At 53.8% G+C, this 14148-nt stretch carries 10 protein-coding genes; 6 read left to right on the top strand and 4 right to left on the bottom strand.

The genetic code is table 11. From position 1 onward, the window contains the following. Positions 1 to 713: 713 nt before the first annotated feature. The 5 genes from IG629_RS18175 (at position 714) to IG629_RS18155 (ending at position 6536) form a co-directional block, all read left to right on the top strand. On the top strand, positions 714 to 1595 hold the full coding sequence (locus IG629_RS18175; RefSeq protein ID WP_193173343.1) for a prohibitin family protein: 882 nt from the start codon (positions 714 to 716) through the stop codon (positions 1593 to 1595). Beyond that, complete coding sequence (locus tag IG629_RS18170; protein WP_193173342.1) at positions 1592 to 2905, top strand: ABC transporter substrate-binding protein; 1314 nt, start codon at positions 1592 to 1594, stop codon at positions 2903 to 2905. The genes IG629_RS18175 and IG629_RS18170 overlap by 4 nt, the downstream gene beginning before the upstream one ends. A 295-nt stretch (positions 2906 to 3200) precedes the next feature. Further along, complete coding sequence (locus tag IG629_RS18165; protein ID WP_193173341.1) at positions 3201 to 4817, top strand: cyclic peptide export ABC transporter; 1617 nt, start codon at positions 3201 to 3203, stop codon at positions 4815 to 4817. A gap of 128 nt (positions 4818 to 4945) precedes the next feature. Then, the gene (locus IG629_RS18160) at positions 4946 to 5542 is read left to right on the top strand and encodes a YcjF family protein (RefSeq protein ID WP_193173340.1); all 597 of its coding nucleotides are present in this window, start codon (positions 4946 to 4948) and stop codon (positions 5540 to 5542) included. Positions 5543 to 5804: 262 nt separating this feature from the next. After that, positions 5805 to 6536, top strand: coding sequence for a YcjF family protein (locus IG629_RS18155; protein ID WP_193173339.1), 732 nt, complete (start codon positions 5805 to 5807; stop codon positions 6534 to 6536). Here IG629_RS18155 and IG629_RS18150 read toward each other — a convergent pair whose 3' ends face one another. From IG629_RS18150 to IG629_RS18135, 4 genes are all read right to left on the bottom strand, one after another. After that, positions 6537 to 9587, bottom strand: coding sequence for an efflux RND transporter permease subunit (locus IG629_RS18150; protein ID WP_193173338.1), 3051 nt, complete (start codon positions 9585 to 9587; stop codon positions 6537 to 6539). Between the two features lie 11 nt (positions 9588 to 9598). Continuing rightward, positions 9599 to 10618 (bottom strand): efflux RND transporter periplasmic adaptor subunit, encoded by a 1020-nt coding sequence (locus IG629_RS18145; protein ID WP_193173337.1) that lies wholly within the window; start codon positions 10616 to 10618, stop codon positions 9599 to 9601. A 206-nt stretch (positions 10619 to 10824) separates the two neighbouring features. Beyond that, the gene (locus tag IG629_RS18140; RefSeq protein WP_193173336.1) at positions 10825 to 11478 is read right to left on the bottom strand and encodes a ParA family protein; all 654 of its coding nucleotides are present in this window, start codon (positions 11476 to 11478) and stop codon (positions 10825 to 10827) included. Between the two features lie 39 nt (positions 11479 to 11517). Next, positions 11518 to 12168 (bottom strand): 4'-phosphopantetheinyl transferase family protein, encoded by a 651-nt coding sequence (locus IG629_RS18135; RefSeq protein ID WP_193173335.1) that lies wholly within the window; start codon positions 12166 to 12168, stop codon positions 11518 to 11520. 245 nt (positions 12169 to 12413) lie between these two features. On the opposite strand from IG629_RS18135, the gene IG629_RS18130 reads away from it, so the two are divergent. Continuing rightward, positions 12414 to 14066 (top strand): M10 family metallopeptidase C-terminal domain-containing protein, encoded by a 1653-nt coding sequence (locus IG629_RS18130; protein ID WP_193173334.1) that lies wholly within the window; start codon positions 12414 to 12416, stop codon positions 14064 to 14066. Positions 14067 to 14148: the final 82 nt, after the last annotated feature.

The following is a 14148-nucleotide window of genomic DNA, read 5'->3' as shown; positions in this document are numbered from 1 at the left end:
GCACTTTAACAAACGGTGAGCCTCTATTTATGTAGCCCGACATTGGCCTTAGGCGCCGAACCTTCACCCTACCTCACATTAAAAAAGCGTCGCTTTCAAGGGTGTCACGTGCCTCATGAGAGACTTAATCGGCAACTACGCTACCATCGGAGCATGAGATCCCATGAAATATGCACAAAATTTATCATGAATTTCTGCCCTCAACTCCAGGCCGGGACAGGAAGGCAAGATTCCAAACAACTTATTTCAACCGAAGAGAGAAGCACGAAATATGCTGCACCGCCAAATATGAGTTGAAGACTGGACACAGGAACGGCAACCAGCAGCAGCTCGCACGGCGTTTTAAACTCAGGTCCGGCTGGACTCGCAAGGCCCGCGCACGATCTGCCCGCCCAGCAGATCTATGCGGGAATTTGCCTGTTACAGGGACATCTTTGAAGGCTTCCCGGGTGACGGCTCACCGGGCGGCTCAGTGCACTCATTAGATCTCCGGAGAACGGGTCACTGACGGTGGCGGGATCGCGCAAACGGTCAGTCAAACCGGGATGTCGAAGGAGCCGAAAACTGTCCAAACTCCATTTATTGTATTGGAGGCATGCTAAGCCTAAAGTGCCTCCCGCGGTTGCGGACGCGAAAATTGGCATCATCCAGACACTGGTTTCCTAAACATGCGAAACGCTCTTATCGGTTACCTAAAGCCAATAGAAACCTTCATGAATCGGCGTAAGCTGGAAATATTCCTGATTTCCGTCCTGGTAGCCATCGGAGTTCTGGTCCTTTGGCCTTTTGTGGTTATCACCATCCATTCCGGCGAAGCGGGTGTAATGTTCCGGCGCTTCAGCGGCACCGAATTGGACAAGGTTTATCCGGAAGGCCTCTACACCATTTGGCCGTGGAACAGGATGTACGTCTACAACGCACGCGTTCAAACGGTGTCGCGAACCATCGAGGCGCTGACGGAAGGCGGACTGCCGATCAAACTCACAGTCGTCATCCGATACCGGCCGGATTACAAGACACTAACCCTCCTACACACTCAGGTTGGACCGGACTATGTGGACAAAGTCGTCCTACCGGAAACGATCTCTGAATTGCGCCGAAATATCGGAAATTACGACCCTGTCGAAGTCTACACTACGAAGCGTGGCCTCCTTGACCGTATCGTCCTGGGTGCACTGGAGCAAAACGAACGCCGTTTCGTGACCATTGATGATGTCATGATCCGCTCGGTTGAGTTACCCGAGCCCATCCGCAAATCGATCGAGGAAAAACTCGTCTACGAACAGAAACAGCTGGCCTATAAATTCCGGCTGAGGCTTGAGGAGAAAGAAGCGGACCGCAAGCGCATCGAGTCCCGAGGAATTCGTGACTACAACAAAACTGTTCAGGAATCCCTGACCAAGGACATCATTCGCTGGCAGGGTGTGAATGCAACCAGGGAGCTCGCCACTTCCCCCAACGCAAAAACCGTGATTATCGGCTCTGGTCCCGACGGCCTGCCGATTATCCTGGGAAATGCGGACGCTCCCCCGCCGCCGCCCTTGGATGCCGTTAGAGACATCGAAACAGCCCCAGCAAAGACCGAGACTAAATGATGACCTGGATCAGGATCGGTCTCTCGCTCATCGTTGCGACTGTCAGTCTGCGTGAGGTGCATGCCGATGAGCTTGGCCTCCTGCCCGACGCACCGATCAAAGTTGGTATGGCGATCACCGATATCGCTCACGAACAAAACATTCTCAACGGCGCCAAATTGGCGATCGAACAGATCAATGCAAAAGGTGGGGTTCTAGGCCACCCCCTTGCTGTGATCGTCGAATATCCGCCTGAACTGGACGGTAAACCCGCGATCTATGAACGACTTGTTGCGGACAGGGGCCGCGAACAAGCTAAAAAGTTGGCGACCCAGAGACCCGTTGTGGTTATTGGACACACTCAATCAAGCGCGGCAATCGCGGCGTCAACCGTCTACCAAAATGAAGGAATTCTTTTTCTATCAACCAACGACTCAGACGATTCCCTTACCCAACATTCATTCAGCACAGTCTTTCGAATGAATCTTACCGCCAAGGGCATTAACGAAGGGTTGGCGCATCACGCGAGCAAAATGGGGCTTTGCCAAGTTATCCAAATATGGCCCGTCACCACCTACGGAATGGAAACCGCGCTACGCTTCTCTCAAATGGCAGGCAGCCACGACATAGAGATTGTTCTATCGGCATCCTATCCGGAGAATACGGGTAATTTTAAAGATTTCCTGGTCTACTTATTAGACAATCCGATCTTCGATTTTGACGATATCGATGCGATCCACTTGGTTGCGAACGCGGGAGATGGAGGAGAGTTCATCCAGATCGCGCGACAACTCGGGATTACGGCCCCCATTTTCGGCAACAATGCGCTGAGCCAAAGAAGAACAAAATCCCTTGCTGGAGACGCCTTCTATAACATCACGACCTATTCCATGTTCGACCCCTCGGCGAACAGTGAACAATGGGACCAGTTCGTGCGCGAATTCGAGGCCCGGTTCGGCTCCCAACCAAACGAGCAAGCGGCGCTTGCTTACGACGCGGTAAATGTCGTGGTCGCTGCCATAGAACAAAACAAGTCCTTAGTTGCGGCGAAAATTTCATCCACGCTGCACGCATTGCCTTTCACTGGAGCCTATCAGGGCGTGACAGGACCGATTGCCTTTGATCTTAAGGGAGACCTAAAAGACCGGGCATTCAACTTCATCACTTACCTGCCTGACGGCAAGCTGTATATTGAGCATCACGATCCATCGCGGATCATGAGAGACACGCATGACATGTCCAACGTTGGATGTTCCAGAGAAGCCAATTCGAGCGGGTATCAGGATGAACGCGGAATGGAAAAGCCTGTTGAAAACTCACACTCGAATTAGGCCGCACTCAACGGCTACCTGAATAACCCAGAGATTTAAGCGTTAATCTCCTAAACGTTACACAAAAAACAGGAGCCAAATCATGGTAATTAACTCACCCATCATTGTTGTCGTATGGATCCTAGCATCCCTAATAATCGGCCTCATGGGGTCAAACCGAAAACTGGGTTTCGCTTTGATGTTTCTTATTTCTCTTATTCTTTCTCCGGTCATCGGATTGATCATCTTGCTGGCATCGGACTCGAAGAAAGACAAGTTAACCAAAGCGAATTAGGCTCCTAAAGATCTCACCCTCATGAAAATTCTAAGCTTTTTCGCGGAAAAGGGACAGTATTCCCGACGCTTCATTCTCATGCTCGTGGCCGCCTCAGGGATGTCAGGCGGCCTCTTGCTCGCGGTTATCAATACAGCCGCGGAAATGGCCGCGAACAGCGAAGTGCAGTTGCGGTTTTTTGCGATTTTCGCACTGACCTTACTCTTTTTCACGGTCACTAAACGCGTCGCTCTTTCGCGTGCGACTAGAGCAGGAGAACGCGCTATCCGTGAAGTGCGGATACGCTTGGCCGACAAAATCCGCCATTCCGAGCTGTTGTTCGTCGAGAATACCGGGCGCGGTGATATTTACGCGCGTCTAACTCAGGACACGGCCTCGATCTCACAAGCCGTTCCGATGATCTTCAATGGCTATCAATCGGCAGTCATCCTCGTGGCGGGCCTGATTTACATCGCTTTCGTTTCCTGGATCGCCTGCATACTTACGATCTTGTTTCTGTCAGTGATTGGGTTTGCATATGTCCGCAACTCTCGCCTCATTGTCGCCGATCTGAGAACAGCTACCGCGAAAGAAGCGCAGTTTTTTGACGCGCTCAGCCATCTGGTCGACGGCTTCAAGGAAATCAAACTCAATCACCGCAAAAACGATGAGGTGACGGAACGGGTTGCCGAGATCGCAAAGCAAACCGAGACCGTGATGGTCAATACCGGTCTTCGATATGTCACCTACCTCGTCGGCTCACAAACATCCCTCTACTTGCTGATTGCGACTCTGGTTTTCGTCTTTCCAACCATGGAATTCGCTGATCCCGAACGGATTTTGAAGCTGACGGCCGCCGGCCTGTTCATCATTTCGCCGCTGGAAGTAGCATTCACCGCCTACTACTTTCATAACAAAGCGGAAGTCGCATTCAAGAACATCGAGCAACTCGAAGAAAAGCTCGACGCGGCGCTGGAGGAGCAAGATGTCTCTTACAAACCGAACGGCCGAAGCTGGGAGAATTTCAAAACGATTTCCCTCAAGGGGCTCCAGTTTCAGTATCCAGGAGACGGTGAAACCTACTCTATCGGACCGCTGGATCTAGAAATTGAGCGCGAGAAACTAACCTTTATCACCGGTGGGAACGGAAGCGGGAAATCAACCCTCCTGAAAGTCCTGACCGGCCTTTACTTGCCAAAATCTGGTGAAATTCGGGTGGATAGACATCCGATCAAAGTCGAAGACTATCCAGATTATCGCGAGCTGTTTTCCGCGATCTTCAGCGATTTTCACCTGTTCGACCGGCTCTACGGTTTGGGCGATGTGAACCCAGATGAGGTTCACCGCCTTCTGGAAGAAATGCAGATAGACAACAAGACCTCGTATGTTGACAACGCCTTCAGCAATATCGACCTCTCCACCGGTCAGAAGAAAAGACTGGCAATGGTGATCACCATGCTGGAAGACAAACCAATTCTTGTCTTCGATGAATGGGCGGCCGACCAGGACCCTCAATTCCGCCGAATTTTCTATGAGGACATACTTCCGTCCCTCAAATCCGCCGGCAAGACCGTTATCGTCGTCACACACGACGACGCTTACTTCGAACACGCGGACAAGCTGATCAAGCTGGACTATGGAAAGCTCGTCGAGATCTGACGTTTGAAGGCGTAAAACCCGGTCCGCTATTCCGTTTCGTACGTCCGGCTTTTCGTGATAGTTGTAATTCGACTAAACGTACCGGAAGATGCTGATAGCTGCGTCCCGCGAATGCTAAGGAGAGTTCAATGGCAACCAAGAAAACTGAAGAGCCTGAAGCCGTAACGGAAGAACCTGAAGCCGTGACGGAAGATACCGAGACCGTTGAAGGAGAGCAGACCAAGATGTCGCGTGCCAATAACACGCTTCATAACTACATGGTAGCCTCTGCCGGTTTTGGACTGATCCCGATTCCTGTCGTTGATGTCGCCGCATTCATCGGCGCCAACGTCATGTTGGTCAAGCGCCTCTGCGAAATCTATGATGTTCCTTTCAAGAGCAACATCGCCAAAAGCGCGCTCACGGGTATCGGTGGTGCTGTCGGCTCTCTTGGCCTCGCGGGTGGCTTGGGTCTCAGTGTAGGCAAACTGATTCCTGGCGCCGGGATGGCTGCCGGCATGTTGACCCTCCCGATCGCGAACACCGCATTCACCTATGCCGTCGGGAAGATCTTCATCGCGCATTTTGAGATGGGCGGAACTTTGCTCGACTTCAACACGAAAGACTATAGCGGGAAGCTGGCAGAGCTCTATAAGACGGGCAAGGAAAAGGCAAAATCCTTGGTTCGTCGCAAAGACAAGGAAGAAGACAGCGTCGCTTCGGAACCGCAAGCAATGGCAAGCTAAACCGACTCCGTCTTCCGATCTCTCCCAAAATACCTATTCCTGCCGGCAGCCTTGGCTGTCGGTAGGATCAGGAAAGAGTGACGTGGGGGTTGCCCCCTCTGCTGCAGGCGATCAACGACCCAGTCGCGCCACCGCTCGATTTTCTTTCGCAAGCCGTTTGGTCACCAGATTTTGTTGGCGAACACGCCAGAAATTGGACGATCCTCCATCAGGCTCCTCCCGTTTCAATTTTGACTAATGTTGGAATAATTTGAGGCCTACCATGAAAAAGCTGCCCGGTCTCAACCGTCGTGCACCAAATGCAACGGCAATGCCTGAAGCTCCGTCGCCTAACGTCGAGGGAGACGGGTTGGAAGACACGTCAGCGGATCCGGCCTCGCCGTCCCGGTCAAAAGCCAAAACACGACCCCGCTCCCACGCGGGGAAAAGCAAATCGCATAGCACCCAAAGCCGCGCTCAACAAAAGCGCTCGGACACTATCCATTCCGTCTCGGCCGAACATGATGGAAAGCCGATCGAAACCGAAATCATTTCCCGGTCGAGCCAAGCGGGCATGTCGATCAACTTCGATCGCGCCATTGCGGTCGTTAACAGGCGCGTAAAGTGGGCTGCGGCGGGAGGAGTGATTCCAGTCCCGTTCGTCGATATCGCAGCAATCGCAGCAGTCCAGTTGACCATGCTGCGGGAGATATCGAAAATATACGATGTGCCCTTTTCGGCGAACCGTGGGAGAGCAATTATTTCCACACTCGTCGGCAGCGTCTTTCCCTGGGCAGCGGGCGCCGGTCTCGCTGGACTTTTGGTCAAAGCAACTCCGGTTCTTGGCTGGGGTGTCGGACTTGCGACCATCTCCGTTCTTGCCGCAACCTCTACCCGCGCAATGGGGTTGGTTTTCATCCAGCATTTTGAAAGCGGAGGGAATCTATTCGACTTCGACCCCGCCGCTAAGCAGGATTACTTTTATCAAGAATACGAAAAAGCCAAGCCCGCTTGACTAGCTCGCGTCGTCGGGCAGCCGCCTCGTTTTAGCCAGGATCGCATATAGGGGCGGCAAGACGAATAGCGTCAGAATCGTTCCAAAGATCAAGCCGCCGATAACACTCCAGCCGATAGACTGACGGCCAACCGCACCCGGCCCCGTTGCAATCGCCAATGGAACCACGCCCAAAACCATGGTGGACGCTGTCATGATAATAGGCCGCAGCCTCTGTTTTGCGGCTTTAGCGGCAGCATCCACCTTGCTCAAGCCTTCGACCTCCTGAAGACGGTTGGCGAACTCGCAGATCAGGATGCCATGTTTCGATATGAGCCCCACCAGCATGATCACTCCAATCATGCTGTAAATATTGTTGCTTGACCCAACCGCGATCAGCGTGACGAGCGCACCAACGATCGCAAGGGGCACCGTGACCATAATAATCACCGGATCCCTGAAGCTTTCAAACTGGGCCGCTAGAACCAGGAAAATTACGCCGATAGCGAGGCTGAAGACGAGAGCGACCCCGCTCTGGGCCTGAAAGAACTCGTAGGACTGACCGGAAAATGCCAATTGAGTGGATGCAGGCAGCATCGGCCGCAGCTCAGCTAAGATTTCGTTCAAACCGTCGCCCAACGTGACCCCAGGCGCAAGGCCCGCTTGCAGAGTAGCGGAGCGAAGCTGGTCATAGTGCGCGAGGCTTGCCGCCCCGATCTCCGACGTCACCGTGACGACGCTGGCAAGCGGGATCATGTTGCCGGTCCGGCTCTCCACATAGACATTCTTGACATCGTCGGGTTCGGTTCGCCGGTCATTCTCCGCTTCCACGAGCACATCGAATTGACGGCCGTTGTACTCAAACCTGCCGGCGTTATGTCCGCCGAACAAAGCACCTGTTGCAGCCGCTATCTGAGACTCTTCAATTCCGAGCTGAGCGACCAGGTCCTTTTGCAGACTTATCAAGAAGGTGAGAGTGTCGAAACGCAGGTCGCTTCTCGGTGTTGTGACGGCTTTGCTCTCTGCTGCCTTGCCGACCAGCTTCTGCATAAGAGTGTCGAGCTCCTCATATCCCGAAGCCGTTCGGAAGACGATTTGGACCGGCTGGCCGGAAGCCCCTGAGCCGAAAACCTGCGGAATAATCGGAAATGCAAGGGCACTCGGAAAAGACGATAGTTTGGGCCAAAGAATGGCCTGCAGATCCTTGGCGGAAAACCCGGGCCTCTGATCCCAGGGTTTCAGGGAGACCATCATGATTCCCCCATTTCGCGACGGCGTTCCGACGACGCTGATCACCCTTTCAATCATTTCGCTGGAGTCTTTTATGATCTTCTCAAGTTTCTCCGCCTCCGCCGCGGACGCCTCCAGGCTCGCGCCTTGGGCCCCTTGATAGAAGACAATCAAATAACCTTGGTCCTCTGTGGGTACCAATTCCTGCGGCAGGTCGTTGTAAAGAAACCAAGCGCTGCCGCCGATCCCCAACCCGACGAGAACCATCACGTAGCGGACTTTGATCGCGATACGTAAGAGAACCTCATAGCCGTCCGCGAGTTTGTCCATTGCTGCTTCCGTCATGTGTTGGAAGCGGTTTGGCTCACCCTCGCGAAGAAGATACGCGCACATCATTGGTGACAGCGTGAGCGCAACAAACCCCGAAATGCCAACTGCTGCTGCAAGCGTAAATGCGAACCCCTTGAAGAACTGACCGACCGTCCCTGGCATAATGCCAACAGGCGCGAACACAGCCGCAAGAGTGATCGTCATGGCAATGACCGGGACGGTGATTTCAGCCATGCCGTCGCGCGCCGCCTGTTTCGGCGTCACGCCAGGCTTCATCTTGCCGTGGATATTCTCTACGACGACGATCGCATCGTCGACGACAAGTCCAATCGCCATAACCAGGGCCAGCAGCGTAATTGTATTAATGCTGAAGCCGAGCATGGCCATGATGGCCAACACGCCGATTAACGATACAGGAATGGTGACGACGGGGATCGCTGCCGCTCGCAGAGAGCCAAGAAACAGGATGATGACCAAAACCACGAGCACAAAGGCCTCGCCGATCGTCTGGAACACTTCTTCGATGGACTTTTCAATGAAGATTGTACGATCGAAGACGATTTTCCCCGTCATGCCGGCAGGCAACGATTCCTGGAGAGATTTTTGATAGTCCTTAACAGCGCGGGCTACCTCCATTGGACTGGAATCGCTTGATCGAATTACACCGATTCCGACAGCCGGCTTGCCGTTAATCCGCATGAGAGTGGCTGGATCGGTGCCATCGACAACCGCCTCTCCCACATCTGCCAGTCGCACTAACCGGTTGGCGCTTTTTGCAACAACCGTATCCATAAACTCACTTGTGGAATCGAGCGTACTCTTGAGCTTGAGACTGTATTTCCGCGGTCCGATATCAATGGACCCGACAGGTGCCGAGACATTCCGGTTCTGAATTCCGGCTGCCAGCTCGGTCACCGACAAGCCATAAGCCGCAAGTTTCTCCGGTGAGACCTTGATCCGCATAACAAAATCGCGGGCCCCGTACTTTATTGCGCGGGAAACGCCCGGTATCGCGCGGATACCATTCAGCACAAACCGGTCCAAATAGTCGGAGATAGCGACATCCGTCATATTTGGATTTTCGAACGCCAAATACATGATTGGCTGAGCGTCCGGGTCCGTTTTTGCGACCTTTGGGCGTTCGGCGTCGGGCGGAAGCGCAGAAACGGCCAAGTCGACGCGGGCCCGCACTTCGTTCGCCGCTTCGTTGATATCTGTGTCCTGACCGAAATTAATGGAGATTGTACTGACACCATCATTGCTGGTCGATGTCATGAAGAGCGATCCGGGAATGCCACCAAGCTGTTCTTCCAGCGGCGTCGTGATCTGTTGTTCGATGAGAGCCGAGTCCGCCTTCCCGTAAGACGTGGTAACGGAGATGACCGGTGTTTCCACGCGCGGTAGCTGGCGGACCGGTAAGTGCTCAATAGCAATCACGCCGCAAACGATGACGAGGATATTGAGAACAATCGTGAATATCGGCCGTTCGATACAAAAGCTTGGAAGTGACATCTTGACCGCCGTCAGCTGCTCTTGGCTGCTGCGACCGGTGCGCCGTCACGGAGACGGAACTGACCTTCCACAACCACTTTATCGCCGGCCTCAAGCCCGCCCTTGATTTCGACCAATCCATCGCGCCGCACGCCTGTCTTGACCTTCACGAGCTTTGCTTTGCCATCCACTATCTTGAAAATGATCAATCCATCTGGCCGCGGAACAAGCGCTGTTTCCGGCACCATTGTGACATTGCGGCGGGTCTCGATTATGCCCCGAACCTCAACAACCATGCCTGGCCGCAGTTCATCGGCCTCGTCGATGGCGCCAATCATCCGGATAGAGCCCGTTTCCTGATCAAGCGTGGGATTGATTGTCTTAAGGACCCCCGAATGCGTATGCTTCTGGCCGAAGGAATGGGTGATTTTAAGCGACTGGCCAACCGCCACCTTTTCGAAGTCCCTTTGGGGTAACTCAAATGCGACCCTGAGAGGCGGCATTTCATGAATGATGACGAGAACCTCGCCTGGAGTTACGTAGTCTCCGGCATGGGTCTCTAAGATGCCGAGAACGCCGGCAAACGGCGCGCGAACGATTGTCTTCTCAAAATCAAGCTCAGCCACCCGGACACCAACTTTGGCAGCCACGATTTCGGCTTCTTTCGCCGGGATATCGGCAGCGGGCGCGGCCTTGACCTTGACCAGTTTCTTCAGCCTCTCAAGGGCTTTGACGCGCACATCCAAGTCGGCTTTCGCAGCGGCGAGGCTCGCCTCTTCGATCGCGCTCTCCAGAAAAAAGAGCGTCTGCCCCGCCTTAACGCGCTCACCATCACCGATCTTGGCTTCCTTGATGCGTGACGATTTTTCAACCGTCACGATGGCATCCCGCTGCGCCAAAATTCTGCCGAGAGTTCGATAAACGGCCTCTACGTCCTGAACGGTAACGTCTTCAGCAACGACAGGCATCGCATGCTGGGCTTGGACGAGCGGGGCTTGGATCAGCAAGGCGACAAAAATTACCGGCCAAAACAAAAAAACCGATTTCTTCATTCCCCCCCCCAAGGTCAGAAACACACCATGCACCGGCGATCCCGGTTTTACCAGCCGTCTTCTAAGAGTTTTTCTATCTTGGTTAGCCACCCGAGGTCTGGCCCATTCATTGAGCTTCGACGATCGCAGGCGACGGTGACTGGATCATGACCGGTTCGGGCACGTCCATTTCATCTCTGGCTGGTATCGAGATCTCCTGGATAACTCTAAGATCGCGCTAATATTTTATCAGCTTCCTGGGCGAGTGCCGCGATTTCGAGAGCCGCTGCACCGCGTGGCTGCGAGAGGGTCGGGACCGAGCCCATAAGCGCCGCCTCCGTATACCCGACCCGATGGCAGATCTCCGACTTCATCAACTTGTAGCCCGCATGGCTCATTTCGTTCCGCATGTGCCGTCCGACAACGGAATTGCGGACCACTTGAGTCAGCAAAAGACGCAGGGCGACCGGTCCTTCGGCGCCGGCTTTTCTCAACTTGTCGATCAAATCCACCTTGTCCGCAGCAACTTCGAAATCGACCGGCGAGGGACGAACCGGGATCAGGCAGAGGCCGGCATGTTCGAGGGCAATATCGGTGACCGATGCGCGAAACCCGGGCGTGTCGATCACGATCCGCTCATATCCCTCTTCCAGAAGGGCCTCGATCTTAGATGAAATGCTCTTCTCGTTGGCGACCTCACAGCGCAAGCCTGACAAGGCCTCGCCCGTTTCCAGCCACCGCGCGGCTGACTTCTGAGGGTCCGCGTCGATCAAGGCCGTCTTGCGCTTCTTGGCCCACCAATATCCGGCGATGCAGGTTGCGACAGTGCTCTTTCCACTGCCGCCTTTCATGGTCGCTAGGGCGACGACGCGTTCTCTCATCAGATCCCCTGAACACTCATTTGGAGTTCCGAAAGGACTCTAGCATCGCTCGAATGCATAACTAAAGCACTGCAAACGGGCTTGAGGCTGCGCAATAGCCAAAGCCGCGAAATTTCCGCCGGGCACGCCGAGATCTAGTATCTCCCACATAGCCGGGGGACCATGCTCATCCGGACAAACGAGCAATTTTGTTCTTTCCTGGCCGTTCACATCGACGGCGAAACTGTTCAACGGCAAATAAAGCCCGAGGCCGAGCGCCTTGACGAAGGCTTCCTTACGCGTCCAGCAGCGATAAAAAGCCGCCACCTGCTCATTCTCAGTACACCTCGAGAAAATGGCGGTCTTTTCCAGCTCGTGAAACTGATGCTTCGCGATATCGAGCGCTGCGGAACGGTCTTTCGGAACTTCCAGATCGATTCCAACCGGCATATCGCTGGAAACTGCGAGGAGAGCCAGGTCACCGCTGTTCGTTTGATTGAATTCGAGCGGGCTTTGCAGTCCCAGAAGGATGGGTTTTTTCTGCCCTATTTCGCCGAAACGAAGGGCATGGGGCGCAAGGCCGGTATATTTCGACAGCACCATCCGCCGCATAACCCGGCCGGCGGTAAAACGGCGAGAAAGTTCGGCAGTGATGAATCTTGACGCCTGGTCCCGTTCCTCGTCGTCAAGGCAAGCTGGCGAAACGTCCAACGTCAACTCCGCCGACCATATGTGGACCTCCCCTGCGGCTGGCGGCGTCAATACCGGGAGCTCGATTGCATCAAAAGTCAAAGCATTCCACTTGTCTACGAGTCTGATTCAGAATGTTTCCGGTTGATATGATAGGTTGTATTAACCCTGTAAGGAGCCGGACGGAAGCCATCAAGAGCCAAGCGATGGCGCTGGCTATTTAAGCTGCCGCCGGTTTCTGATCTATTTTGCATGGAGGCGTGAGGATGGCCAGTCCAACATCGTACGTATCGCCACCAACGGGCGACACGCTTGTTGATGCCAGTACGTCTGGCTGGAGTTGGCAGACGTCAAGCTCTGACCAGATCTACTGGTCATTCAGCGACGGATGGTACGGCGAATACTGGAGCAATCCGGACTATGCTTACGATCGGATCAATCTCGCGCTGACGACGATTGAGCAGTACATCCCAATCGACTTCGTCTACACGGATTACTATGCCAATCCAGGTTGGGCGAATTACTTCGGATCCCAAATCAACGTTTCTCTGGATCAGTACAACGCCTTTACTCAAGGCGCCTGGGCGGTCGGGAATTGGCCGACGACACAATTCGATTTTAGCGCTGGAAGTTATGCTGGAAAGAGCGGGGACGTTTATCTGAACCTGAATAGCCCCGCCAGCTATCTGTCCTACGAACTTGGGAGCCAGGGCTGGTTTCTGTTGCTGCACGAGTTGGGACACGCACTAGGCCTCAAACACACCCACGATGCGTTTAACGGGCGTCCGTCACTTTCGAATATCGGTCTCAGTGATTTCGACAAAGACTGGTTCAGTATGATGTCCTACGCGGACGACTACGATTTTGACCAGATCCAATTTGATCCAGTCACGCCCATGGTCCTCGACGTCATCGGCCTCCAGGCACTCTACGGCAAGGACATGTCGACCAACGCCGGCAGCACAACATACTCTCTTAACCAATACTCCAACTATCACACAATCTGGGATGCCGGTGGCACCGACACGGTGGATGCCAGTCAAACATCGCAGGGATGGTATATTGAGCTTCCGGAAACAATTCTCTCCTCCATTGTCGGAGAGCGTTTCGGCTTCGCAACGCCTCTTTCACAGCTGAACTACTCCTCGCCCTTAACCTTCCTCTGGCTCGAGGGGGATATAGAGAATGCTACCGGCAGCGCCTTCGCCGATACGCTGGTCGGCAATTCACTGAACAACACGCTCTATGGCAACGCCGGCAACGACATCATCGATGGCGACGAAGGAACCGACAGGGCCTTATTCAATGGACGATCCTCGGAATACACCGTCAGCGAACAGGGTTTAGCAGTCGTAATCCAGGACTCTATTTCCAGACGCGATGACACCGACACGGTCTATCAGACAGAGTATTACGCATTCTCGAACGGCACATTTCAGCTGTCGGACATAATCGCGCCAAGTGACATTTCAGAAGGCATCTATCGATTTTATAATGTTCTGACCGGTACGCATTTCTACAGCACCAATGTGACAGAACGAGACTACGTTATTAATAACATCCAGCAGTTCAACTATGAGGGCATCCCGTTCCGTAGTGCTACCCCAGGCCACGAAACCGACGCTCAGGCCCCGGTCTTCCGCTTCTACAATACCGACGCGGGTACTCATTTCTTTACCCAATCCGAAGCCGAGCGGGATAACGTGATTTCTCAGCTTCCCTCCTATACTTACGAGGGCGAGATGTATAACGCCTATACGCGAGAGGTCGCAGGCTCACAGGCGCTGTATCGACTGCTCAACTCCGACACAGGAACGCACTTCTATACCGTTTCGGAAAGCGAGCGAGACAGTGTGGTCGCCACCCTGCCGCAATATACCTATGAAGGCATCGCCTACTGGGTAAACGACCTTTTGTAGGAAGCACTCCTAAACCAACCCAAAGGGTCGACTTGTTCAACAATCGTCGACCGCTGAAATCTATCGCCCTCTTCCCGACAGT

This window comes from Nisaea nitritireducens (genome assembly GCF_014904795.1).
In the GTDB taxonomy this organism is placed as follows: Bacteria; Pseudomonadota; Alphaproteobacteria; order Thalassobaculales; family Thalassobaculaceae; genus Nisaea; species Nisaea nitritireducens.
The sequence above is the reverse complement of the archived record's forward strand: the minus strand, read 5'-3'. Positions and strand labels throughout refer to the sequence as shown.

Excerpts from the sequence above, each read along its gene's own strand:
- IG629_RS18150 (WP_193173338.1), bottom strand. The coding sequence starts at position 9,587 with ATGTCACTTCCAAGCTTTTGTATCGAACGGCCGATATTCACGATTGTT.
- IG629_RS18170 (WP_193173342.1), top strand. The coding sequence starts at position 1,592 with ATGATGACCTGGATCAGGATCGGTCTCTCGCTCATCGTTGCGACTGTC.
- IG629_RS18165 (WP_193173341.1), top strand. The coding sequence starts at position 3,201 with ATGAAAATTCTAAGCTTTTTCGCGGAAAAGGGACAGTATTCCCGACGC.
- IG629_RS18160 (WP_193173340.1), top strand. The coding sequence starts at position 4,946 with ATGGCAACCAAGAAAACTGAAGAGCCTGAAGCCGTAACGGAAGAACCT.
- IG629_RS18130 (WP_193173334.1), top strand. The coding sequence starts at position 12,414 with ATGGCCAGTCCAACATCGTACGTATCGCCACCAACGGGCGACACGCTT.
- IG629_RS18175 (WP_193173343.1), top strand. The coding sequence starts at position 714 with ATGAATCGGCGTAAGCTGGAAATATTCCTGATTTCCGTCCTGGTAGCC.
- IG629_RS18145 (WP_193173337.1), bottom strand. The coding sequence starts at position 10,618 with ATGAAGAAATCGGTTTTTTTGTTTTGGCCGGTAATTTTTGTCGCCTTG.
- IG629_RS18155 (WP_193173339.1), top strand. The coding sequence starts at position 5,805 with ATGAAAAAGCTGCCCGGTCTCAACCGTCGTGCACCAAATGCAACGGCA.
- IG629_RS18140 (WP_193173336.1), bottom strand. The coding sequence starts at position 11,478 with ATGAGAGAACGCGTCGTCGCCCTAGCGACCATGAAAGGCGGCAGTGGA.